This is a genomic window from Streptomyces sp. NPDC127098 (genome assembly GCF_042722465.1).
GTDB lineage: Bacteria > Actinomycetota > Actinomycetes > Streptomycetales > Streptomycetaceae > Streptomyces > Streptomyces millisiae.
On sequence record NZ_JBHXFJ010000019.1, the window covers coordinates 92,307 to 114,678 of the forward strand.

The 22,372-nt window shown below is 73.1% G+C and carries 20 protein-coding genes; 10 read left to right on the plus strand and 10 right to left on the minus strand.

Annotated elements, in window-relative coordinates:
• Positions 1–214: 214 nt before the first annotated feature.
• A complete protein-coding gene (locus tag ACFWI8_RS15100) occupies positions 215–871 on the plus strand; it encodes an HNH endonuclease family protein (protein WP_387090587.1) in 657 nt (218 codons plus the stop codon).
• Between the two features lie 23 nt (positions 872–894).
• Positions 895–1,146, plus strand: coding sequence for a hypothetical protein (locus tag ACFWI8_RS15105; protein ID WP_387090589.1), 252 nt, complete (start codon positions 895–897; stop codon positions 1,144–1,146).
• 307 nt (positions 1,147–1,453) lie between these two features.
• On the opposite strand, the gene purH is transcribed toward ACFWI8_RS15105, so the two are convergent.
• The gene (purH, locus tag ACFWI8_RS15110; RefSeq protein WP_387090592.1) at positions 1,454–3,028 is read right to left on the minus strand and encodes a bifunctional phosphoribosylaminoimidazolecarboxamide formyltransferase/IMP cyclohydrolase; all 1,575 of its coding nucleotides are present in this window, start codon (positions 3,026–3,028) and stop codon (positions 1,454–1,456) included.
• Positions 3,025–3,660 carry a phosphoribosylglycinamide formyltransferase gene (purN, locus tag ACFWI8_RS15115; RefSeq protein ID WP_387090594.1) on the minus strand — a complete coding sequence of 212 codons (636 nt, stop codon included), beginning with the start codon at positions 3,658–3,660 and terminating at the stop codon, positions 3,025–3,027. The genes purH and purN overlap by 4 nt, the downstream gene beginning before the upstream one ends.
• A 159-nt stretch (positions 3,661–3,819) precedes the next feature.
• Between purN and ACFWI8_RS15120 the strand changes: the two genes are divergently transcribed.
• Positions 3,820–4,608 carry a hypothetical protein gene (locus ACFWI8_RS15120; protein WP_387090597.1) on the plus strand — a complete coding sequence of 263 codons (789 nt, stop codon included), beginning with the start codon at positions 3,820–3,822 and terminating at the stop codon, positions 4,606–4,608.
• Here ACFWI8_RS15120 and ACFWI8_RS15125 read toward each other — a convergent pair.
• The 4 genes from ACFWI8_RS15125 to ACFWI8_RS15140 all read right to left on the minus strand — a co-directional run bounded on the left by ACFWI8_RS15125 (position 4,532) and on the right by ACFWI8_RS15140 (position 8,994).
• Complete coding sequence (locus ACFWI8_RS15125) at positions 4,532–5,764, minus strand: DUF6350 family protein (protein WP_387090600.1); 1,233 nt, start codon at positions 5,762–5,764, stop codon at positions 4,532–4,534. The genes ACFWI8_RS15120 and ACFWI8_RS15125 overlap by 77 nt on opposite strands.
• Positions 5,765–6,156: 392 nt before the next feature.
• Positions 6,157–7,044 (minus strand): succinate--CoA ligase subunit alpha, encoded by an 888-nt coding sequence (sucD, locus tag ACFWI8_RS15130; protein WP_387090603.1) that lies wholly within the window; start codon positions 7,042–7,044, stop codon positions 6,157–6,159.
• 43 nt (positions 7,045–7,087) lie between these two features.
• A complete protein-coding gene (gene sucC, locus ACFWI8_RS15135) occupies positions 7,088–8,263 on the minus strand; it encodes an ADP-forming succinate--CoA ligase subunit beta (protein ID WP_387090605.1) in 1,176 nt (391 codons plus the stop codon).
• A 317-nt stretch (positions 8,264–8,580) separates the two neighbouring features.
• The gene (locus tag ACFWI8_RS15140; protein WP_387090608.1) at positions 8,581–8,994 is read right to left on the minus strand and encodes a cobalamin B12-binding domain-containing protein; all 414 of its coding nucleotides are present in this window, start codon (positions 8,992–8,994) and stop codon (positions 8,581–8,583) included.
• A gap of 325 nt (positions 8,995–9,319) precedes the next feature.
• On the opposite strand from ACFWI8_RS15140, the gene ACFWI8_RS15145 reads away from it, so the two are divergent.
• A complete protein-coding gene (locus tag ACFWI8_RS15145; protein WP_387090610.1) occupies positions 9,320–10,801 on the plus strand; it encodes a M23 family metallopeptidase in 1,482 nt (493 codons plus the stop codon).
• Positions 10,802–10,898: 97 nt separating this feature from the next.
• Here ACFWI8_RS15145 and ACFWI8_RS15150 read toward each other — a convergent pair whose 3' ends face one another.
• The gene (locus ACFWI8_RS15150; protein ID WP_387090613.1) at positions 10,899–11,627 is read right to left on the minus strand and encodes a hypothetical protein; all 729 of its coding nucleotides are present in this window, start codon (positions 11,625–11,627) and stop codon (positions 10,899–10,901) included.
• 151 nt (positions 11,628–11,778) lie between these two features.
• Positions 11,779–14,229 carry a DNA helicase PcrA gene (pcrA, locus tag ACFWI8_RS15155; protein ID WP_387090616.1) on the minus strand — a complete coding sequence of 817 codons (2,451 nt, stop codon included), beginning with the start codon at positions 14,227–14,229 and terminating at the stop codon, positions 11,779–11,781.
• Positions 14,230–14,492: 263 nt separating this feature from the next.
• On the opposite strand from pcrA, the gene ACFWI8_RS15160 reads away from it, so the two are divergent.
• The 4 genes from ACFWI8_RS15160 (at position 14,493) to ACFWI8_RS15175 (ending at position 18,752) form a co-directional block, all read left to right on the plus strand.
• Positions 14,493–15,704, plus strand: coding sequence for an NlpC/P60 family protein (locus tag ACFWI8_RS15160; RefSeq protein WP_387090619.1), 1,212 nt, complete (start codon positions 14,493–14,495; stop codon positions 15,702–15,704).
• 32 nt (positions 15,705–15,736) lie between these two features.
• Positions 15,737–17,074, plus strand: a complete 1,338-nt coding sequence (locus ACFWI8_RS15165; protein ID WP_387090622.1) for an oxidoreductase — start codon at positions 15,737–15,739, stop codon at positions 17,072–17,074.
• Between the two features lie 160 nt (positions 17,075–17,234).
• Positions 17,235–17,780 carry an AAA family ATPase gene (locus tag ACFWI8_RS15170; protein WP_387090625.1) on the plus strand — a complete coding sequence of 182 codons (546 nt, stop codon included), beginning with the start codon at positions 17,235–17,237 and terminating at the stop codon, positions 17,778–17,780.
• Between the two features lie 96 nt (positions 17,781–17,876).
• The gene (locus tag ACFWI8_RS15175; protein ID WP_387090628.1) at positions 17,877–18,752 is read left to right on the plus strand and encodes a glycosyltransferase family 2 protein; all 876 of its coding nucleotides are present in this window, start codon (positions 17,877–17,879) and stop codon (positions 18,750–18,752) included.
• 26 nt (positions 18,753–18,778) lie between these two features.
• On the opposite strand, the gene ACFWI8_RS15180 is transcribed toward ACFWI8_RS15175, so the two are convergent.
• A complete protein-coding gene (locus tag ACFWI8_RS15180; protein WP_387090631.1) occupies positions 18,779–19,750 on the minus strand; it encodes an NAD(P)-dependent alcohol dehydrogenase in 972 nt (323 codons plus the stop codon).
• A gap of 72 nt (positions 19,751–19,822) precedes the next feature.
• On the opposite strand from ACFWI8_RS15180, the gene ACFWI8_RS15185 reads away from it, so the two are divergent.
• Positions 19,823–20,386 carry a GrpB family protein gene (locus ACFWI8_RS15185; protein ID WP_387090634.1) on the plus strand — a complete coding sequence of 188 codons (564 nt, stop codon included), beginning with the start codon at positions 19,823–19,825 and terminating at the stop codon, positions 20,384–20,386.
• A 167-nt stretch (positions 20,387–20,553) separates the two neighbouring features.
• On the opposite strand, the gene ACFWI8_RS15190 is transcribed toward ACFWI8_RS15185, so the two are convergent.
• The gene (locus ACFWI8_RS15190) at positions 20,554–21,786 is read right to left on the minus strand and encodes a helix-turn-helix domain-containing protein (protein WP_387090637.1); all 1,233 of its coding nucleotides are present in this window, start codon (positions 21,784–21,786) and stop codon (positions 20,554–20,556) included.
• A 140-nt stretch (positions 21,787–21,926) separates the two neighbouring features.
• On the opposite strand from ACFWI8_RS15190, the gene ACFWI8_RS15195 reads away from it, so the two are divergent.
• Positions 21,927–22,175 carry a hypothetical protein gene (locus ACFWI8_RS15195; protein WP_387090639.1) on the plus strand — a complete coding sequence of 83 codons (249 nt, stop codon included), beginning with the start codon at positions 21,927–21,929 and terminating at the stop codon, positions 22,173–22,175.
• The last annotated feature ends 197 nt before the right edge of the window (positions 22,176–22,372 follow it).

Genomic DNA, 22,372 nt, shown 5'->3' on the forward strand with positions numbered 1-22,372 from the left:
CTACGGCCCCCCCGCCTCTCAACCCCTGTGCCGGTGGGGCCTTCTTACACCCCTTGCCCCACCCCCTGGTGCGGCGGCTTCCACTGGGGCCGGGCGACGCGGTCGTTCGGGGAGGCGTGGCGCATCGACCGCACCGCCCAGTGGATCATGAGCACGACACAATTCGGGTAGACCGGTCATCAGGCAACTCCCCACACCTCTACGGAGGTTCCTGATGCGCCACCCGCAACCCCCCACCCACGCACGCCGGTTGGTCGCCACCCTGGCGACACTGCTGGCCGCGCTGCTGCTCGCCCTGGCCACCGCGACACCCGCCGACGCCCTGCCTCCCGACATCCCCGACGAGGAGCAGGCACGCACCGAACTCGCCGCCCTCACCGTGGAACCGCCGGGCTCGATGGCCGGCTACTCGCGCGACGAGTTCCCGCACTGGATCACCGTCAAGGGCTGCACCACCCGACAGAGCGTCCTCATCCGCGACGGCGAGAACGTGGAGCTGGCGCCGGGCAGTTGCCGGCCCGTCGCCGGCACCTGGTTCAGCCCCTACGACGACACCACCTGGACCGACCCGTCCCAACTGGACATCGACCACGTCGTGCCGCTGGCCGAGGGTTGGCGCTCCGGCGCCGACGAGTGGACCAGGGACCGGCGCCGCGAGTTCGCCAACGACCTCACCACCTCGCAGCTGATCGCGGTCAGCGCCGCGTCCAACCGCTCGAAGGGCGACCAGGACCCGGCCGACTGGCAGCCGCCGGCCGAGGGGTTCCACTGCGTCTACGCGGAGATGTGGATCCACGTGAAGTACGTGTACGAGCTCACCCTCGACCAGGCCGAGGCCGACGCGCTGGACGAGATGCTCAACTCCTGCTGACCCAGCGGGTATGAAGTGGAGGCATGAGCGACAGGTACTCCGTCTTCACCGCGCCCCGCGGCGGGGTGATGACCAGAGAGGTCGGCGTGATCACCGGGGAGCTCGAACTCCACACCGGCGCCGCCGACGACGGCACCCTGACCCTGCGCGTCCGCTACGCGGGGGCCGCCGAGTGGTACACCATCGACGGCGGCCCCTACCGCCTCCACGACCCGCGCGACCACGAGATCCTGCACGAGGTCGTCGTCAACCTCCTGCACCGACCCCAGCCGTGACGCTCCGCTGGGTGAAGCGGAATGAGGAACACCTACGGCCATGGCGGCCCGGTGCCCCCTGCGGGGCGCCGAGCCGTCCGGCCGACGGGCGGCCCTCGCCAGGCCCTGTCGGGCGATCTTCGCGGATCAGCCCGGACAGGACCTAGGGTCTGTCTGATAATTCCCGGTGGATCAGCGAGCGGCGGATGGCGCCCGGCTGGCAAGGCGCCGGATCGCAGCTCGTACTTGGCCGTACTCGCGCGATTCGGCAACGCAGCCAGGCGGGATGCTAGCCGTCGCGAGCCCGCCGGGGATTGTCAGACAGGCCCTAGTGGAAGAAGTGCCGGGTGCCGGTCAGGTACATCGTGACGCCGGCGGCCTTCGCCGCCTCGATCACCTGCTCGTCGCGGACCGAGCCGCCCGGCTGCGCCACCGCCCGCACGCCCGCCTCGATCAGCACCTCGAGCCCGTCGGGGAACGGGAAGAACGCGTCGGACGCCGCGAACGAGCCGGCCGCCCGCTCCTCGCCGGCGCGCCGCACCGCGAGCCGCGCCGAGTCCACCCGGTTCACCTGGCCCATCCCGACGCCGACCGTGGCGCCGTCCCTGGCCAGCAGGATCGCGTTGGACTTCACCGCCCGGCAGGCGCGCCAGGCGAACTGAAGATCGGCCAGCTCGGCGGCCGGCAGCGGCTCACCGGCGACCAGCCGCCACTCGGCCGGGTCGTCGCCCGCCGCCTGGAGCCGGTCCGTGACCTGCACCAGCGTGCCGCCGTCCACCGGCCGGTACTCGGTGCCGGCGGCCGGCGCCTCCGGGCAGCGCAGCACCCGGATGTTCTTCTTGCGGGCCAGCACCTCCACCGCGCCGTCCTCGTAGCCGGGGGCCACGATGACCTCGGTGAAGATCTCCGCCACCTGCTCGGCCATCGCCACCGACACCGGCCGGTTGACCGCGATCACCCCGCCGTAGGCGGACAGCGGGTCGCAGGCGTGGGCCTTCCGGTGCGCCTCGGCCACGTCGGAACCGACCGCGATGCCACAGGGGTTGGAGTGCTTGATGATCGCCACGCACGGCTGCTCGTGGTCGTAGGCGGCACGCCGCGCGGCGTCGGTGTCGACGTAGTTGTTGTACGACATCTCCTTGCCGTGCAGCTGCTCGGCTGCGGCGAGCCCGGTGCCACTGCCGTCCCCGTAGAGCGCGGCCGCCTGGTGCGGGTTCTCGCCGTAGCGCAGCACCCGTTCCCTGGTGAACGTCAGGTTGGCGTTCTCGATGAACAACTCGCCCTCGGGCGCGTCCAGCTGCGCGAACCAGCCGGCCACCGCCGCGTCGTACTCGGCGGTGTGCTGGAACGCGCGGGCCGCCAGGCGCCGCCGCTGGGCCAGCGTGAACCCGCCGCCCTCGACCGCCGCCAGCACCTCCGGGTACCGCGCGGGGTCCACCACGACCGCCACGGACGGGTGGTTCTTGGCGGCGGCGCGCACCATCGAGGGGCCGCCGATGTCGATCTGCTCCACGCACTCGTCGACCGAGGCGCCCGACTCCACCGTCTTCCGGAACGGGTACAGGTTGCCCACCACGAGCTCGAACGCCTCGATGCCGTGCTCGGCGAGCTGATCCCGGTGCGCGTCGAGACGCTGGTCGGCCAGGATGCCCGCGTGCACCCTCGGGTGCAGCGTCTTCACCCGGCCGTCGAGCATCTCGGGGAAGCCGGTGACGTCCGCCACCTCGGTGACCGGCACGCCGGCCTCCGCGATGGTCCTGGCCGTCGATCCCGTGGAGACCAGCGTCACCCCGACCGCGTGCAGGCCGGTGGCCAGCTCGGCGAGCCCCGTCTTGTCGTAGACGCTGATCAGCGCCCTGCGCACCGGGCGCCGCGCCTCAAGATCGCCGTGTTCGCCGGTCATGGGATAAACACCTTCCGTCCCTCGATGCTGTAGCCGTCCCGGGCGAGTCGCCCCACGACCTCGACGAGCAGCCCTCGCTCGACGTCCTTGATCCGCTCGTGCAGCGCGGCCTCGTCGTCGGTGTCCCTGATCTCCACCGCCCGCTGCGCGATGATCGGCCCACTGTCCACGCCCGCGTCGACGAAGTGCACGGTGCAGCCGGTGACCCGCGCGCCGTGCGCGAGCGCGTCGCGCACCGCGTGCGCGCCGGGGAAGCTCGGCAGCAGGGCGGGGTGCGTGTTGACGAAGCGACCGCCGAAGCGGCCCAGGAACGCCGCGCCCACGATCTTCATGAAGCCGGCCGACACCACCAGGTCGGGCCGGTGCTCGGCCACCGCCTCGGCCAGCGCCGCGTCCCACGCCTCGCGGGTCGCGTAGTCCCGCACCCGGCAGACGAACGTCGGCAACCCGGCTCGCTCGGCCCGTGCGAGACCCTCGATCCCGCTCCGGTCGGCGCCCACCGCCACCACCTCGGCGCCGTACGCCGGGCCACGCTCGGCCACCGCGTCGAGCAGGGCCTGGAGGTTGGTGCCCGAACCGGATACCAGTACGACGACGCGCGCCGGCGCCGCCGGCTCAGCTGGAAGGGGCACTGCGAAAACTTTCTCTGCGTCTCTGCGCCTCACCGGCGGGCCTCGCGGGGGAGTCCCCGGCAACGATACCGGCACGCCTCACTCCCCCCGTGCCGTGGGGCGGTCCGCTCCAGGTACGGTCGAAAGCAACGCACCTAGCAGGGAGACCCGACGACCACCATGACGGACCGACGCCGCGCCTCCGAACCCCAGGACCGGTCGGACGAGGAGCACAACCCCTTCGCCCCGCCGCCCGAGGGCGCGCCCGACCGACCCTGGCAGCCGCGTCACCTCCCGGGCGACGGCCGTGACGGCGGCCAGGGCGACGGCGCGGACGGCGGCGAGGACCGCGAGCGGGACGGCCAACGGCCGCGCTGGGGCAGCCAGTGGAGCAGCCGGCAGCCGCGCCGCGGCAGCGGCCGCTGGGGCGAACCGACCGGCGGCCAGGACGGCGGCCCCGGCGCCGGCCCGGCCGGCCCCGGCCGGTGGGACCCGTCCGACCCGGCGCAGCGGCACGCCCGCTACGCGATGTTGGCCGGCATGTGGGGCGTGCTGACGGCGGCGCTCGGCTGGGAGTGGCTGGCCCTGCTGCTCGGCTCGCTCGCCCTGTACTGGGGCATCAGCTCACTGCGCGGCGGACCGAAGGAGAGCCCCGAGGCCAGGGAGCGCCGGGTGGCCGCCCTCCAGGGCGGGCAGGCCGGCCGGAGCGCGCCGGCAGGACCGCCGGTGACCGGGCCCGCGGGCCAGGCGGCGGCCCGCCAGGCGCCGTCCCCCGGCCGCGCCTCCGCCATCTCCGGGGTGGTGCTGGCCGGCGCCGCGCTGCTGCTGGTCGCCGCCTCGTACACCATGCAACTCGTCTACAAGGACTACTTCGACTGCGTCGACGACGCGCTCACCGCCCCGTCCCGGGCATCCTGCGAGAACCTGCTACCCAGCCAGCTCCGCCCGTACTTCGGCGAACGGGAGTGAGCCGCAGCTCCTCCAGGATCCGCTGCTCGCGGGACTTGCGGGCGCCACGCAGCCGCCAGGCGCGCAGCGTGAGCGCCACCGGAGTGGCGAGCGCGGCCGTCCAGGCGGCCGCCGCCCCGGCCACCAGGTAGGGCACGGGCCCGAACTCCGCCATCGCGGCCGTGCCGAGCGGCCCGCCGGCGAGCGCCGCGAGGCCGCCCATGACCAGCCCTGCGCCGAGCGCGGCGAGCAGCGCGGTGCCGGCCGTCGCCCACCAGCCGTCCGCCATCGCCCGCGAGTCGCGCACCGGGACGGCCGCGTGCGCCACGAACCACGCCACCACCAGCACCACGGCGGCCGGCACCAGCGCGACCACGGCCCACGCCCAGGGCGCGTCGAGCGGCCCGGCCGGCGCCATCGCCAGCAGCGGGAACTCGGGCAGCGCCGGCTCGCCGCGCACGACGAGCGGCCCGACGAGGCTGTCCGCGCCGAGCGTGAAGCCGGGCCCGAGCCCGTAGGAGGCCGCCCACACGGCCGCGTTCGGCGCCAGCGCGCCGGCCAGCAGCAGCAGACCGATCCGCCCCGACCACTCGTCGGTCAGCGCGGCGAACACCTCCTGCGCGACGCCGGCGTGGCTCAGCAGAGCCCCGGCGGCCAGCAGGGCGCCGACGCCGCAGCAGGCCACGGCACCGGCGAACGCGGCCCGCCCCGCGGCCCCGACCCGGCCGTCACCCGCGGCGAGGGCCACGACCAGCGTGACGGCCCCGGCGAACAGCGGCAGCCGGGCGGCCGACACGTACGGCGCGGTGCCGACCGCCGCCGCGCCGGCGGCCACCACGAGATAGCCGGCGAGGATCGACAGCGCGGCGGCCGGCCCCGTGCCCCGCGCGGCGCGGTAGAGGAGGGCGGCCGGCAGGACGGCCAACAGCAGCGGCGTCAACCCGACCGGCGCGGGGACACCGCTGAGCGTGTCCGTGCGCACCAGTTCGACGCCGTGCCCCAGCAGCCACAGATCGGCGGCGGTCCGCAGCGCGACGCCTGGCCCGATGCCGGGATAGGGCGTGACGGTCCACAGCAGCAGCACCGGCACGGTGACGATGGCGAGCCCGAGCGCGGCGGCCAGCGCGCCCTCCAACCACCAGCGGACACGGAATCTGCCGAGCGAAAGGTCCCACACGCCGGCCATGCTGCCAAGCGGGGCCTCCCAACCCCCGCCGGCACACCGACAACCTGCTTTTCCCACCCTGCCGCGCCGCCGCTGCGCTCGGCCTCGGCCACCCCCGGCTCCGCCGGGGAGCTTCCCCCGCCCACCCGCCCCTTTCGGCGTACCGCCGGTACGGCCGCCTGCCCGGCTCCGCCGGGTCTTCCCCGCCCACCCACCCCACCGGCATCCCGCCGGTACGGCCGCAGGCCGGCGCGCGGCCATCGGCCCGGCGGCGAAGCCGCTACGGGCGCGGAGCGCCGAAAAGGGCGGGTGGGTGGGGAGAACCCCCGGCGGAGCCGGGAGGGCGGTCGCGGCCGAGCGCAGCGGCGGCGCGGGTGGGCGGGGGGTAAAGGAGTCGGCGAACCTCAGGCCGCGGCCAGGACCTCGCGCGCGAGGCGCGCGGTCTCGGAGGGCGTCTTGCCGACCTTGACGCCGGCCGCCTCCAACGCCTCCTTCTTCGCCTGCGCCGTACCGGACGAGCCGGAGACGATCGCGCCGGCGTGGCCCATCGTCTTGCCCTCGGGCGCGGTGAAGCCCGCCACGTAGCCGACGACCGGCTTCGAGACGTTCTCGCGGATGAAGTCCGCGGCCCGCTCCTCCGCGTCGCCGCCGATCTCGCCGATCATCACGATCAGGTCGGTCTCGGGGTCGGCCTCGAACGCCGCCAGCGCGTCGATGTGCGTGGTGCCGATGATCGGGTCGCCGCCGATGCCGACGCACGTCGAGAAGCCCAGGTCACGCAGCTCGTACATCATCTGGTAGGTCAGCGTGCCGGACTTCGAGACGAGACCGATGCGGCCCGGCTTGGTGATGTCGGCCGGGATGATGCCCGCGTTGGACTGGCCGGGGGTGATCAGGCCCGGGCAGTTGGGGCCGATGATGCGGGTCTTGTTGCCCTTGGCACCGGCGTGGGCCCAGAACGCCGCGGTGTCGTGCACCGCGATGCCCTCGGTGATCACCACGGCCAGCGGGATCTCGGCGTCGATCGCCTCGATGACCGCGTCCTTGGTGAACTTCTCCGGCACGAAGATCACGGTGACGTCGGCGCCGGTGGCCTCGATGGCCTCCTTGACGCCGCCGAAGACCGGTACCTCGGTGCCGTCGAAGTCGACCTTCTGGCCGGCCTTGCGCGGGTTCACGCCGCCGACGATGTTGGTGCCGGCGGCCAGCATGCGCCGGGTGTGCTTCTGGCCCTCGGAGCCGGTCATCCCCTGGACGACGACCTTGCTTTCCTTGGTGAGGAAGATAGCCATTTTCTCTTCTTGTCCTCGTCTGTCCTGTCGATCCTCGTCCGGACTACTTGGCGGCCAGTTCGGCGGCCCGGTCGGCCGCGCCGTCCATCGTGTTCACCTGCTCGACCAGCGGGTGGTCGGCGTCGGTGAGGATCTTCCGGCCCAGTTCGGCGTTGTTGCCGTCGAGGCGGACGACCAGCGGCTTGTTGACGTCCTCGCCCTTGGACTTGAGCAGCGCGAGCGCCTGCACGATGCCGTTGGCGACCGCGTCGCACGCGGTGATGCCGCCGAAGACGTTGACGAAGACGGACCTGACCTCGGGGTCGCCCAGGATGATCTCCAGGCCGTTGGCCATCACCTCGGCGGAGGCGCCGCCGCCGATGTCCAGGAAGTTCGCCGGCTTCACGCCGCCGTGCTTCTCGCCCGCGTAGGCCACCACGTCGAGGGTGGACATGACGAGGCCGGCGCCGTTGCCGATGATGCCGACGTTGCCGCCCTCGAGCTTGACGTAGTTGAGGCCGCGCTCCTTGGCGGCGGCCTCCAGCGGGTTGGCGGCGGCCTTGTCCTCGAGCGCCGCGTGCTCCGGCTGGCGGAACTCGGCGTTGGCGTCCAGGGACACCTTGCCGTCGAGCGCGATGATCCGGCCGTCGCCGGTCTTGACCAGCGGGTTGACCTCGACGAGCAGGGCGTCCTCCTTGATGAAGACGTCCCACAGCCGCACCAGCACGTCGGCGACCTGGTCGGCTACCTCGGCCGGGAAGTTCGCCGCCGCGACGATCTCGCGGGCCTTCTCGGCGGTGACGCCCTCGATGGCGTCGACCGGGATCTTGGCCAGCGCCTCCGGCTTGGTGGCGGCGACCTCCTCGATCTCCATGCCGCCCTCGACGGAGGCCATGGCGAGGAAGGTGCGGTTGGTGCGGTCGAGGAGGAAGGAGACGTAGTACTCGTCCACGATGTCGGCGGTCTGCGCCAGCATCACGCGGTGGACGGTGTGCCCCTTGATGTCCATGCCCAGGATGGCGCCGGCCTTGGCCACCGCGTCCTCGGGGTCGGCGGCCAGCTTGACGCCACCGGCCTTGCCGCGGCCACCGGTCTTCACCTGCGCCTTGACGACCACGCGACCGCCAAGGCGCTCGGCCGCCGCACGCGCCGCCTCCGGCGTGTCGATGACCTCACCGTCCAGCACCGGCACGTCATGCTTGGCGAAGATGTCCCTCGCCTGATATTCGAACAGGTCCACGCGCGTCCGTCCCTCAGTCAGTGGTCTCGCGGTCGTTGTCGACGTGGGCGTGCCGCGTGGCCGCGGCGCGAGGCTCGGTGGCCTTTGCTGACGCACGCGGCAAGTCCGACGTCGAGCGTATCCGGGGGCCCTGAGGGCTCATAAATCGCGGGTCACACCAGAGTGGTGAGACCTGTCACAGTTCGCCCCGCACCGACCCGCTCACGCGGGGTTCCGGCGGCGCGCGCCGGGGCGAGATCGGACGGGAACAGACTTTCCCGTCCGGGGCCCCGCGAAACCAGGCGCTCCGCTGGGGGCGCCGGGAGCTGCCGGGAGTGTCAGGAGCGGTGGGCGAGCCCGACGTGCTCGGTGACCCAGGCCACCACCTCGCCGGTGGGCGCGCCGGGTGTGAAGATCGCGGCCACGCCGAGGGCCCGCAGCGGCTCGATGTCCTCCTCGGGGATGATGCCGCCGCCGAAGACGGTGATGTCGGCCGCGTCCTTCTCGCGCAGCAGCTCCAGCACCCGGGCGAAGAGCGTGTTGTGCGCGCCGGAGAGGATGGAGAGGCCGATGGCGTCGGCGTCCTCCTGGATCGCGGTGTCCACGATCTGTTCCGGCGTCTGGTGCAACCCGGTGTAGATGACCTCCATGCCCGCGTCGCGCAGCGCCCTGGCGATCACCTTGGCGCCGCGGTCGTGGCCGTCGAGTCCCGGTTTGGCGACGACGACGCGAATCGGACCCGATACACCCATGCTGAGCCTCCCAAGTCGCCCGGCCACGGCGCCGGAGCTAACGGTCGTTAACGTCCAGGATCCCCCATGGAGGGCCGGCGCGGGAGGCGCGCGCACCCTGGGTGATTCCCACCCCCGATAAATTCGAACAGATATCGAACAAATCGTGCGGCATCAATGCGCGGTCCGCCGAAAGGCGGGCTATTGCCCGTTTCCTGACTCACCGAAACCCGCGAACGGACCGGGAAAGATTGTGGCCGCCGCTCACCGGCCGGTACAGTCACGCCGAACTGCAGCCGCTGGGACCCCACCCCTGCTCCTGTCGTCGAGCCGAAAGGCATAATCGGTGAGCGATCGTCTGCTGTCCGGCGTGACCGACCAACACTCGGATCACTCCGGCTACGGCTCCTACGCCGCATACGACGTTCTCGATCCCTACGGCACGACGCCCCAGCAGGCCGCCCCCACCCAGCAGTGGGGCGACCCCGCGCAGGGACAGCAGCACGGCGGCTACGGCGAGTGGGGAGCCGAGGGCCAGTGGGCCGCCGAGCCCCAGCAGGTCGCCACGGCCACCATCCCGCCCCAGCAGGGCGTGGAGGACTGGTACCTCCAGCAGCAGGCGGGCCAGTGGGACGCCGGCGGCTACGGCGCCGGGGATCTTCACGAGACCCCCGCACAGGGCGTCGCCGCCTACCAGGACCTCCAGGGTCAGCAGGGCCATCAGGACCAGCAGGGGTACCAGGAGTACGACGGCACCTACGGCGCCGCCTACGGCCCGGAGTTCCACCAGCAGCAGGTCGCCGGCTACGGCGAGCAGGCCGGGGCCGACAGCGGCGCCGCCGCGTACGACGCCGCGGGGAACTACGACGCCACCCCGGAGTTCGAGGCCGCGCCCCAGGCCGAGCAGCCGGACGCCGCCTACGACACCACACCGGGCTACGACACCACCCCGAGCACCGGGGTCGAGATGGAGCCCGAACCCGACCTCGCGACGGCCGCCGACGAGCTTCCCGACTCCGCCGCGCCGGCCGACTCGGTTGACGCGCCCGACGCCCCGGCGCCGGCCGGCCGGCCAGGCCGTGGCCGGCGTCGCGTCAGCCGGCCCCGGGCCCGTTCCGCCTTCCTGAGCGTCGCGGCCCCCTCCCTCGCCGTCCTCGGCGTCACCGCGGTCGCGACGGCCGCCACCGTCTCCGAGTCCGGCACGGACACCGGGAACGAACCCGCGCCCGTCGCCGCGCCCGACCCGGCGGACGAGGCCCAACGCGCGGCCGCCAACGCCGAGTTCGACACCCAGCTGACCAGCGTCCAGGCCGCGGCCGGCGACTACGCGGAGCGCGCGAGCCGCACCCAGGGCCGCATCGACCTGGAGGCCCAGCAGGAGGCCGAGGCCGAGGCGGCGGCCGCCGAGGCGGCCAGGATCGAGGCGATGCGGCCGAAGTTCTTCCTCCCCGTCGAACAGCGCGGCCTGAGCGCCTACTACGGCCAGGCGGGCGTCAACTGGATGTCCAACCACACCGGCATCGACTTCCCCGTCAGCTACGGCACCCCGGTGCTGGCCGCCACCGACGGCACGGTCCGCACCCAGTGGCACCCCAGCTACGGCAACCTGCTGATCCTCACCGCCGCCGACGGCACCGAGACCTGGTACGCGCACCTGGACAGCACCGCCTACCAGTCGGGTTCGGTCCAGGCCGGCACGGTGATCGCCTACTCCGGCAACTCGGGCAACTCCACGGGCCCGCACCTGCACTTCGAGGTGCGCCCCGGCGGCGGCTCCCCCATCGACCCGCTGACCTGGCTGCGCAACCAGGGCCTCGAACCGACCTGATCAGGCCCGATCCGGCGTGATCGGCACACGACAAGCCGAAGGGCCCGTCGCTCCCCGGGGAGTTGGCGGGCCCTTCGGCTTGTCGGGGCGTGTGCCGTCAGCGGCGGCGCATGAGACCGGCGCTGAAGGCGATTGCGGCGACCGCCGGCAGGGCGAACAGCACGTAGTTGATCGTCTTGTTGCCAGCGTCCCAGGCGTCCCAGAGGTCGCCCGGATAGCTGGTGATGATCTCGAACGTGCCCGGGGCGCCGTCGATGCCGCCGAAGATGTGCTCGCTGAGCACCATCGCGGTGCCGAAGAGCTCGCCACCGATGCCCGCCGCCACGGCCAGCACCGCGGCGACGACGTAGAGCCCCCAGTTGCCCTTGGCGAAGAAGGCCGGGCCGAGCGCGGCCAACACGCCGACCAGGACCAGGACGTAGAAGGGCTGGGTGAACTCGCGCGTGGCCTCGTCGTACAGGGCGTAGTAGATCAGGCCGTAGAGCAGCGCCGCGACCAGCGCGCCGACCACGGAGAGCACGACGGCCAGCAGCACGTTCTGCTTCGGGCCGCCGCCCGGCTGCGGCACCGGCGGGTAGCCGCCGGGCGCGCCGTAGGGCTGTGGGGCGCCGTACGGGTTCGGCTGCGGCGGCTGCTGCGGGTAGCCGTAGCCCGGCTGAGGCTGGGCCGGCGGCTGCGACGGGTAACCATAGCCCGGCTGCTGCGGAGGTTGCTGCGGCTGGCCGTACGGCTGGGGAGGGCCGTACTGCGGCGCGCCGCCCGGCTGCTGTGGCGGCTGCTGGCCGGCGCCGTCTCCCGGCTGGGGCGGCTGCCAGGGCTGACTCATGGTGTTCCCCCTGGGAATCCGATGTGATACGTACTCCGGGGACAGAAGGAACTGGAGTACGAGTTGCCGCAGGCAGCTAATCGCTCACCCGGCGCGTACCACAAGCCCTTTCCCCGGTCTGTGACATATCGGGAACACTACAGAGGCGTGTTCAGAGCTTTTCCACCGGGGCGTATCGGAGCAGCAGCCGCTTGGGCTTCTCGCCGCCGAAGTCGATGGTGGCCTCGGCCCGGTCGCCGCTGCCCTGCACCGAGACGACCCGGCCCATGCCGAAGGTGTCGTGCGTCACCCGGTCGCCCGGCGCGAGCGCCACGACGGGCCGGTCCTTGACGCGGCCGGTGGCGAAGCCGCGGGCGCGCGGCGCGGCCCCGGCCCCTCTGATCCCGGAACCGCTGGCCACGGAGGGTGTCGGGGCCGACACGGCCGCCCCGGAGCGCCGCCAGTCGAGATGCTCCTCGGGGATCTCGTCGAGGAACCTGGACGGCGGGTTGTGCTGCGGCTGGCCCCAGGCGCTGCGCATCGTGGAGCGCGTCACGTAGAGCCGCTTACGGGCCCGGGTGATGCCGACGTAGGCGAGCCGGCGCTCCTCCTCCAACTCCTTGGTCTTTCCCAGCGAGCGCATATGGGGAAAAACGCCGTCCTCCATGCCGCTGAGGAACACCACGGGAAATTCCAGGCCCTTGGCGGTGTGCAGCGTCATCAACGTGATGACTCCGCCGTCCTCCGCCTCGTCCGGGATCTCGTCGGAATCGGCGACCAGCGCCACCCGCTCCAGAAACTCGGCCAGCGTGCCGGGATTGTCCTCGTCGCGGGCCTGCTCGAATTCCAGCGCCACGGCGGCGAGTTCCTGAAGGTTTTCGATCCGCGTCTCGTCCTGCGGATCGGTGGACGCCTGCAACTCGGCGAGATAGCCCGTCTGTTCCAGCACCGCCTCCAGCACGGTGGCCGGCCCGGCACCCGACTCGACGACGGTGCGCAACTCCTCGAGCAGCACGTTGAACCGCTTGACCGCGTTGGCCGACCTGGCCGCCATTCCGTACGCCTCGTCGACCCGGCGCAGCGCCTGGGCGAACGAGATCCGCTCACGCAGTGCCAGCGCCTCGATCATCGCCTCGGCGCGGTCGCCGATGCCGCGCTTGGGCACGTTGAGGATGCGGCGCAGCGGCACGGTGTCCTCGGGGTTGGCCAGCACCCGCAGGTAGGCGAGCACGTCGCGGACCTCGCGGCGCTCGTAGAAGCGGACGCCGCCGACCACCTTGTAGGGCAGGCCGACCCGGATGAACACCTCCTCGAAGACCCGGGACTGGGCGTTGGTGCGGTAGAAGACGGCCACGTCGCCCGGCTTGGCCTGGCCCTGGTCGGAGAGCCGGTCGATCTCGTCGGCGACGAACTGCGCCTCGTCGTGCTCGGTGTCGGCGACGTAGCCGGTGATGCGGGCGCCGGCGCCCTCGTCCGTCCACAGGCTCTTGGGGCGGCGGTCCTCGTTGCGCGCGATGACGGCGTTGGCGGCGGAGAGGATGGTCTGCGTGGAGCGGTAGTTGCGCTCCAGCAGCAGCGTGGTGGCGTTCGGGAAGTCCTCCTCGAACTGGAGGATGTTGCGGATGGTGGCGCCGCGGAAGGCGTAGATCGACTGGTCCGCGTCGCCCACCACGCACAGCTCGCCCGGGTCCTCGGTGCCGACCAGCAGCCTGATCAGCGTGTACTGGGCGATGTTGGTGTCCTGGTACTCGTCGACCAGGATGTGCCGGAAGCGCCGCCGGTAGTGCTCGGCCACGTCCGGGAAGGCGTCCAGCAGGTGGACGGTGGTCATGATGATGTCGTCGAAGTCCAGCGCGTTGGCCTCGCGCAGCCGCGACTGGTAGAGGGTGTACGCCTCGGCCAGGGTCTTCTCGAACTGGTCGGACGCCTGGGCGGCGAAGTCCTCGTGGTCGATCAGCTCGTTCTTGAGGTTGGAGATCTTGGCGCTGAACGACTTCGGCGGGAACCGCTTGGGGTCGAGGTCGAGGTCCCGGCAGACCAGCGCCATGAGGCGCTTGGAGTCGGCCGCGTCGTAGATGGAGAAGCTGGAGGTGAAGCCGAGCAGCTTGCTCTCGCGGCGCAGGATGCGGACGCAGGCGCTGTGGAAGGTCATCACCCACATCGCGTTGGCGCGCGGCCCGACGAGCTCCTCGACGCGCTCCTTCATCTCGCCGGCGGCCTTGTTGGTGAAGGTGATCGCCAGGATCTGGCCCGGGTGCGCGTTCCGCGCCGCCAGCAGGTAGGCGATGCGGTGGGTCAGCACGCGGGTCTTGCCCGAGCCGGCGCCGGCCACGATGAGCAGCGGCGAGCCACTGTGCGTGACGGCGGCGCGCTGCTGCTCGTTCAGCCCCTCGATCAGCGCCGCCGGGTCGCCGACCGGCCTGGGCGCGCCGTTGCGGTAGTACGCGTCCTCCTCGGGCCGCCCCGGCTCGGCGAAGGTGCCGGCGAACAGGTCGTCCGGGATCTCCTCCCGCTCGTACTCGGGCTCGTACGCGTGGGCGTCGGGCTCGGGTGGCGGCGGCTCCTCGTGTCCCCCCATGGGTCCGAGGCCCGCCAGTGCGCTGTCGTCGAAGAGGCCGCTCATCACCCCCGAGTCTAGGCTCCCGGGGCGCCGCCCCGACCCGGGATGGTCACGGTTTGGTTTCGGGCATATCGCACATCGGTCTTCCCAAAGCTCCCGGCGGGTGGCTACCGTGCACCCCCAGGTGGCTCGTTACCCCGAGGGCCGAACCCGGCTCCGCGGGCCGCCGCCGTTCACCGGACACGCGAGGGATTGGCCGGCCAGCCGACAGGCCGGCGGACGTGGGGAACCGACCGGTGGGCGGGAGGGAAAAGGAGAGACCGGCCTTGGGTTCCCACCGCAAGCCACGCGGCCGCACCGCACTGCTCCACTCCCCGGCCGCGCGCCGGGGCGTCGTGAGCGTGGGTGCCGCGGCGCTGGCCTCGATGACGCTGCTCACCCAGGCCGCCTCGGCCGACGACGAAGAACCACCCGGCATCGAGGAGCAGCGGGACCGGGCGGAGGCCGCGCGGGAGCGCGCCCTGGAGGTGCGGGAGGAGGTCGACCGCCTCTACCGGGAGGCCGGCACCGCCACCCAGCACTACAACGAGGCCCAGGAGGCGGTGGACGAGCAGCAGACCGCCGTCGATGAGCTGCTCACCGAGGCGGCCCAGGAGACGGAGCGGGTCAACGAGGCCCGGCGGGCGCTGGGTTCGTTCGCCGCGGCCCAGTACCGCACCGGCGGGGGCGGCGCGCTGAGCGACACCGCAGCGCTGCTGCTGTCCACCGACCCGCGCGCCTTCTTCGACCGCACCCACACCCTGGACCGGCTCGGCGACTCCCAACAGCAGGCGCTGGCGGACTACACCGAGCGCCAGCAGGCCGCCGCGGCGCGCGGCGAGGAGGCCGGCGCGGCGCTGGTCGCGCTCGAGGAGCGCCAGGCCGAACTCCAGGCGCAGCAGGAGTCCGTGCAGGCCATGCTCGCGGAGGCGCGGGCGATGCTCGACGAGCTGTCCGCGGAGGAGCAGGCCGAACTCGACGAGTTGGAACGTCTTGAGCGGGAGGAGGCCGAGCGCCAGGCCGCCGAGGCCGAACGCCAGCGGCAGGAGCGGGAACGGCTGGCCGCCGAGGAGGCCGCGGCGGCGGAAGCGGAGGCCGAGGCCGCCGAGCCGCCGGCCGAGGAGACGCCGGAGGCGCCGGCAACCGCCGCCAGCGGCGCCGAGGCCGCCATCGCGTTCGCCGAGGCCCAGCTCGGCAAGCCGTACGTGTGGGGCGCCACAGGACCCAACTCCTACGACTGCTCGGGCCTCACCCAGGCCGCCTGGCGCGCCGCCGGCGTCGAACTGCCCCGCGTCACCTGGGACCAGGTGAACGCCGGCACCCGCGTCTCACGCGACGCGCTGCAACCCGGCGACCTCGTCTTCTTCTACGACGACATCAGCCACGTCGGCCTCTACGTCGGCGACGGCATGATGATCCACGCCCCCAAGCCGGGCGCCGTGGTCCGCTACGAGTCCATCGACTACATGCCGTTCTACGCCGGCGTCCGCCCGTCCTGACCCGCAGTCCCCCGGCCGGGTACCGTGCCCGAGTGCTGTCCTACGCCGAACTCACGCCGCCCGAGCGCCTGTTGTGGGACGCCTTCGCCACCGGCGAGCGGGTGGACCTGCGCACCGGCGACCCCGCGTCGGACGATCCGGCCGGCGGCGAGCGGTGGGGGGAGGACCGCTCGGTGCGCGCCGAGGTGGTGCGCGCCCTGGTGCTCGGCGGCGCCGAGGTCCGGCCTGGCGAGACCCCGGTGGTCCACCTGGTGGGCGCCCGGGTCACCGGCCGGCTGAAGCTGGTCTTCGCCGAGGCCTGCTGCGTGCTGCGCCTCGAACGGTGCTGGTTCGAGCAGAGACCCCAGCTGTACGCGGCCCGGCTGCGGGCGACCGGGTTCGCCGGCTCCCGTCTCCCGGGCCTCGGCGCCAGCCGGATCACCGTGGAGGGCGGCAACCTGGACCTGATGCACACCCGGATCACGGCACCGGGCGCCACCCTGTACGACGCGCGTCTCGACGGCGCCCTGCTGCTCCAGGACGCCCACCTGTCCAACCCGGGCGGCGTGGCGCTCGACGGCGCAAGGATGGAGGTCGGCAGCGGCATCGTGGGCGACAACGGATTCCGGGCCGAGGGCGAAGTCCGCCTGCCCGAGGCCCGGTTGGGCGAGGCACTGATCCTGACCGGCGCCCGGCTGGCCAGTCCGGGCCGCGCCGCCCTGACCTGCCGCAACCTCCGCGCGCGCGTCCTCGACCTACGCGCCGAGCAGGTGACCGGCACCGTCGACCTGCGCCACGCCCGGGTCGACGTCCTCCACCTCCCGGACGCCGACCCGCCGAAGGCACCCACCCACGTCGACGGCCTGGTCTACGGCGCCCTCGAACCCCACCTGCCGGCGGCCCGCCGGCTCACCCTGCCCCGGCACGACCCGGACGGCTACCGGCCGCAGCCGTACCAGCAGCTGGCCGCCACCTACCAGTCCCTGGGCCACGACCACGAGGCCAGGGCCGTCCGCCTCGCCCAGCAGCGGCACCGGCGCACGACGTTGCGCCCCGCCGCCCGCGCCTGGGGGCACGTGCTCGACGCGACCGTCGGCTACGGCTACCGCCCCTGGCTGGCCGGCGCCTGGCTGGCGCTGCTCACGCTGCTCGGCGCGGCGGCCTTCGCCGCCGGCGAGCCGACCGCCGCCAAACCGGACGAGGCGGCCCCGTTCAACCCCCTCGTGTACACCCTCGACCTGCTGATCCCCATCGCCGGCCTCGGCCTGCGCAACGCCTGGCACTTCACCACGCCCCCGCTCCAGGGCCTCGCCTACGCGCTGGTCGCCGCCGGCTGGCTGCTGACCACCGCGCTGGTCGCCGGCGTCACCCGCGTCCTCAACCGCGGTTGACGACCGCCCGCGCCCGGGGCTGTACTGGGGCGAGCACGATGTCGTACGCCGCGGGCGTGCGACGCCCGGGCACCGCTGGCGTCTCCGGCCCACCCGCCGTTCGAGGTTCCGCCCGTCACCGGCCCGACCCCCACTCCCGTACGAAAGGCTTCCCCCCGGCATGCGGCGTTACGTTCTCACCGGCACACCCGGCGCCGGCAAGACCTCGATCCTGCGCGGCCTGGCCGAGCTCGGCCACAGCGTCGTCGAGGAGGCGGCGACGGCCGTCATCGCCCGGGCCCACACCCGGGGCGAGGACGAGCCGTGGCGACGCCCGTTCTTCCTCGACGAGATCGTCGCGCTCCAGCGCCGGCGGCAGTTGGCCGCGCCGACGACCGGCACGGTCCAGGTGTACGACAGGTCGCCGGTCTGCACCCTCGCCCTCGCCACCCACCTGGGCCTGCCCGTGCCCCGGGCGCTCAGGGCCGAGCTCCACCGGATCGCCGCAGAAGAGGTCTACGAGCGGCGGGTGTTCTTCGTCCGCAACCTCGGGTTCTGCGAGCCGACGCCGGCCCGGCGGATCAGCTTCGAGGACTCGCTGGCCTTCGAGCGGATCCACGAGCAGACCTACCGCGACCTCGGCTACGAGCTGGTCGAGGTGCCCGCCGCCGACCTCGCCCGGCGCGTCGCCGTGGTCGGCGCGGCGATCGCGTCGCACACTGCTTGACAGCCCGTTCCCCCGGGTTGCGTGAACCCCACGGGAGGGTGAACGGCTAGCATCTCGGGAATTGCCGAAAGCTGTCGCCGAGTTGTGGAGTGCCCCGTGTCCTCACCGCGCCTGGGTGTCGCGATCCTCACCATGGGCGACCGGCCCGCCGAGGTCGCCGCGCTGCTGGAGTCCGTGGCCCGCCAGCGCACGCCCGCCACCCGCGTGGTGGTCGTCGGCAACGGCACCGAACTGCCCGACTACCCGGCGCCCGTCTCCACGGTCGAGCTCCCCGAGAACCGCGGCGTCACCGGCGGCCGCAACGCCGCCCTCGCCGCGCTCCACGCCTTCGGCGACGTCGACGTCGTCATCGACCTCGACGACGACGGGCTGCTCGTCGACGACGGCGTCTTCACCCGCATCCAGGAGATGTACGCCGCCGACCCCCAACTCGGCATCGTGAGCTTCCGCATCGCCGACGAGACCGGCCACACCCAGCGCCGCCACGTCCCACGGCTCCGCGCCGGCGACCCGATGCGGGCCGGCGAGGTCACCACCTTCCTCGGCGGCGGCCACGCGCTCTCCGCCCGCATGCTGGAGGAGACCGGCGGCTGGCCGGAGGAGTTCTTCTTCGCCCACGAGGAGACCGACCTCGCCTGGCGCGCGCTGGACGCCGGCTGGAAGGTCGTCTACGAGCCGGCGCTGCTGCTCCAGCACCCCCGCACCTCGCCGGCGCGGCACGCCGTCTACTACCGGATGACCGCCCGCAACCGCGTCTGGCTGGCCCGCCGCCACCTGCCGCTGCCGCTGATCCCCGCCTACCTCACCACCTGGCTCCTCCTCACCGTCGCCCGCAACCGCTCCCTCCCCGGCCTCCGCGCCTGGTTCGCCGGCTTCGCCGAGGGCCTCCGCCGCCCGTGCGGGCCCCGCCGCCCGATCCGCTGGCGCACCGTCTGGCGCATGACGCGTCTTGGCCGCCCGCCGGTCATCTGACGCCGGCGCCGCACCGCCGGCCGAGCTCAGTGCGGCGGCACGACGGTGATGACGACGTTGCCGACCTTCCGCCCGCTCTCGACGTAGCGGTGCGCCTCGACGACGCGCTCCAGGGGATACCGCCGGTCGACGACCGGCCGGAAGGCGCCCGACCCGATCAGGTCGCGCAGCCGCCGCACCATCTCCTGGTCGTGCCGCGGCAGGGGGAACCTCACCTTCCTGCCGCGGAACAGGGGCGTGACGAGCGGCAGGACCAGGTTCTGCCACCAGGGGCCCGGGTCCGAGGACAGGTACACCCCGCCCGGCTTCAGCAACCGCCGGCAGCGAGCGAACGTGCTCTTGCCGACCGCGTCGAACACCGCGTCGTAGCGCTGCTCGTCCCGGGTGAAGTCCTGCGCCGCGCGGTCGACGACCCGGTCCGCGCCCAGCTCCCTCACCAGCGCCAGGTGCGCCGTGTCGCACACCGCGGTGACCGTGACCCCGGCGTGCTTCAGGAGTTGCACCGCCGCCGAGCCGATGGCGCCGGTCGCGCCGTACACGAGGACGTCGTCCCCGGCCCGCACGCCCGAGGCCCGGATGAACGCCAACGCGTAGTGCGAACCCTCGGTTCCGGGAGCGGCCTCCTCGAAGCTGACGCCCGTCGGCATGGTCGCGATGGCGCCGTCCTGCGGAACCGACAGGTACTCGGCGTGGGCCCCGAACGCGCCCTCGTTGTACCCGAACACCCGGTCGCCGACCGTGAACGAGGTCACGCCGTCGCCGACCGCCGCCACCACCCCCGCGTACTCGCACCCGAGCACCGGGCGCCGTGGCCGGACGAGACCGGTGAGCGCGCGCACGAAGAAGGGCCTGGCCGCCCGGTACGCGCAGTCCGTCCGGTTGACCGTCGTCGCGTGCACCCGCACCAGCACGTCCCGCGCCGCGACCACGGGCCTGTCCACCTCGGCGACCCGGACCACCTCCGGCGGCCCGTACCTGTGGTGCACCGCTGCCTTCATGCGCGGACTCTAGCGGCGCCGTTCCCCGTTCCACAGCGGCCGGTTCCGGCCACGTCCGGCTAGGGTGCCGGGATGAACGACCCGACCCCCGCGTGGGCGTACGAGCGAGCCGAGCTGCGTCCGCCCGACCCGCGGTGGGCGGTCCGGGGCCGCGCGGAACGCGAACGGCTGACCGGGATCCTCGCCCCCTGGCTGGTCGACGGCGTCGAACACGTCGGCTCCACGGCCGTCCCCGGACTCGCCGCCAAGCCGATCGTCGACCTGATGGCGTCCGTGACCGACCTGGACACGGCCATGGGCCCCCTGACGGCGGACGGCTGGCACCACGTGCCGCCGGAGCTTGACCGCCGCCCCTGGCGCCGCTTCTACGTCAAGCCGGACACGGCGGGGCTGCGCCGCGAGGCCCACCTGCACCTCCTCCCGGCCGGCCACCCCCGCTGGCACGACCAACTCGCCTTCCGCGACGCGCTCCGCGACGACGCGGCGCTGGCCCGACGGTACGAGGCCCTGAAACGACGCCTCTCCGACCGGCACGGCGACGACCGGGAGGCGTACACCGAGGCCAAGGCGGAGTTCGTGGCCAACGCGCTGGCGGCGATCGTCACCCGGCGCGAAGCGCCAGCTCGTGGCGACTGACCAGGTGACCGGTCCGCCGTCCTGTCGCTGACCCGGCGCCGCACCACCCACCGGCAGGTCGCCGCGGCTCCGCCGGCGGGAGGGGGAGGGACGCGCCGTCCCTTCTGCGACGGCAGCCTTGGAGAAACCAAGCAACCGCCCCGGAGACCAGCGACGCCGCAGCGGCGTCAGTCCTCGTCCCTGAGCACCTCGACGAGGTGGCGGCCGGCGCGGGGAGCGTGGCGGAGCAACACCGCTGCTGTGCTGTGGAGTTCGTTCCAGGAGTGCGGTCGGCCGACCTCGGCGGCGTCGGGGACGATGTCCAGGGCGACCGCCAGCGCCGCGTCCAGCTCACCGGCGCCCGCGAGGGAGCGGGCCAGGCAGGCCCGGTACCAGGTGCTGTCACGCCGGTAGTCGCCCGGGAGCGCCGCGAGCCCGGCGGTGAGGTGCTCGATCGCCTGCGGCCAGGCCCGCAGATGCATCAGGGCCATGCCGCGTTGCAGGGTGAACCACGTCTCGTCGTAGAAGTACAGCCAGGGCGGCTCGTCCTCCGGCCGTGCCGCCGCTCGGGCGATCAACTCCTGTGCCTCGTCGAGCACTCGGCGGGCGTCGTCGTCCCGCCCCGCGAGGGCGTGCCCCCGGCCGGCCATCTGCGCCGCCATGCCCCGCACTCCGAGCGTTGCGCCGGGCGCGGACCAGCGGGACGCCTCGGCAAGCCCGACACACCGTTCGGCGCGCCCCTTGGACCAGGCCATGTGCGCCTTCATGTTGAGCGTGCTCGCGGCCATGTTCGGGTCCCCGGCCTCCAGGGCCCACTCGTGGGAGCGGTCGTACCAGGCCAGGGCTGCGGCGCTCGCGTCCTGGTCCTGCGCCATCCAGCCGAGGAACTGCGCGTGCTCCGAAGCGAGCCGCACGACCCGGGTCGCCAACTCGCCCCGGGCCTGGCCGTGTAGGGCGACCACCGTGTCCAACTGCCGCCGCATCACCCCGGCCAGCGGTCGCGAGCCGATGACGTCCTCCGCGCGCCGGTGTTCCGCCAGCAGCCGTTCCAGCCAGTCCAACGTCGCCGCGTCCACCGGCCGACCGTCCTCGACCACCCCCGCCACGCGGTCGAGCAGATCCGGGTCAGGCGCCACGGCCGGCAGACTCAGTCTCGCCACCGCCCCCTGGTGATAGGGAAGTTGGGCCGGAACGCCGAGCCCCTCGATGATCCGCTGCCGTACCTCCCGCGAGGTCACCCGACGACGCCCCCGCTCGATCGCCGAGACGTCCGGCTGCACCAACCCGACGCGCTCCCCCAGCCGCGTCTGGCTGACCCCGGTGAGTCCGCGATACAGCCGGAACACCGCACCCCAGTCCTCGCTCGCCATCGCGGCGACCAGCCCTGGGTGAGCCCACAGTTCCGGAGCGTGATCGACCATAGGGCGACTATAGGCCGCCGCCATAGCTCCGCGGGATGGCCGGGCGCCGGTCCACCCGAAAAGGATCTGGCCAGACGAAAAGCCCGACGACGGTGCGACCGCCTCGGGGCACGGCCAACAGCCACCAAGGAGCTGCCGACATGACGCACGCCAGCGAAGATCCTCGTCCTCGTTCCCTCGCCGTGGATATCGGGTCCACTGCCCGCGACACCGCGCGGGAGCGCGTCGGTCGGGTCATGGCGTACGAGGGCGGGCGGATGTGGTTGCGGCCGTTGGGCGGTGGGTGCGAGTGGGCTGCCTCGCCGGAGGACGTAGAGCCGGTGACGCTGAGCGAGTCGCTCGGCCCGCTGGTGGCCGAGGCGAACCGGCGGTCGACGGAGCCACGTTGAGCCCCGGCGGACGGCGACGCCCGAGCAGAGCAGGCCAGCACCGCAACGCGGGTGGAGGACGAGCAACCGCCATCCGGCAACCCGCACCACGAATGAGAGAGATGTCCGTTCCGGGCGTTTGGATTTGGCCGTCCCCGCCCGGAACGGCTGCACCACCGGCACGAGGAGAGTCCTCGCGCCTTCGGCATGAAAGGAAC

Excerpts from the sequence above, each read along its gene's own strand:
- sucD (WP_387090603.1), bottom strand. The coding sequence starts at position 7,044 with ATGGCTATCTTCCTCACCAAGGAAAGCAAGGTCGTCGTCCAGGGGATG.
- ACFWI8_RS15100 (WP_387090587.1), top strand. The coding sequence starts at position 215 with ATGCGCCACCCGCAACCCCCCACCCACGCACGCCGGTTGGTCGCCACC.
- pcrA (WP_387090616.1), bottom strand. The coding sequence starts at position 14,229 with ATGAGCGGCCTCTTCGACGACAGCGCACTGGCGGGCCTCGGACCCATG.
- ACFWI8_RS15190 (WP_387090637.1), bottom strand. The coding sequence starts at position 21,786 with ATGGTCGATCACGCTCCGGAACTGTGGGCTCACCCAGGGCTGGTCGCC.
- ACFWI8_RS15170 (WP_387090625.1), top strand. The coding sequence starts at position 17,235 with ATGCGGCGTTACGTTCTCACCGGCACACCCGGCGCCGGCAAGACCTCG.
- ACFWI8_RS15185 (WP_387090634.1), top strand. The coding sequence starts at position 19,823 with ATGAACGACCCGACCCCCGCGTGGGCGTACGAGCGAGCCGAGCTGCGT.
- purH (WP_387090592.1), bottom strand. The coding sequence starts at position 3,028 with ATGACCGGCGAACACGGCGATCTTGAGGCGCGGCGCCCGGTGCGCAGG.
- ACFWI8_RS15195 (WP_387090639.1), top strand. The coding sequence starts at position 21,927 with ATGACGCACGCCAGCGAAGATCCTCGTCCTCGTTCCCTCGCCGTGGAT.
- ACFWI8_RS15105 (WP_387090589.1), top strand. The coding sequence starts at position 895 with ATGAGCGACAGGTACTCCGTCTTCACCGCGCCCCGCGGCGGGGTGATG.
- ACFWI8_RS15180 (WP_387090631.1), bottom strand. The coding sequence starts at position 19,750 with ATGAAGGCAGCGGTGCACCACAGGTACGGGCCGCCGGAGGTGGTCCGG.
- ACFWI8_RS15140 (WP_387090608.1), bottom strand. The coding sequence starts at position 8,994 with ATGGGTGTATCGGGTCCGATTCGCGTCGTCGTCGCCAAACCGGGACTC.
- ACFWI8_RS15120 (WP_387090597.1), top strand. The coding sequence starts at position 3,820 with ATGACGGACCGACGCCGCGCCTCCGAACCCCAGGACCGGTCGGACGAG.
- ACFWI8_RS15150 (WP_387090613.1), bottom strand. The coding sequence starts at position 11,627 with ATGAGTCAGCCCTGGCAGCCGCCCCAGCCGGGAGACGGCGCCGGCCAG.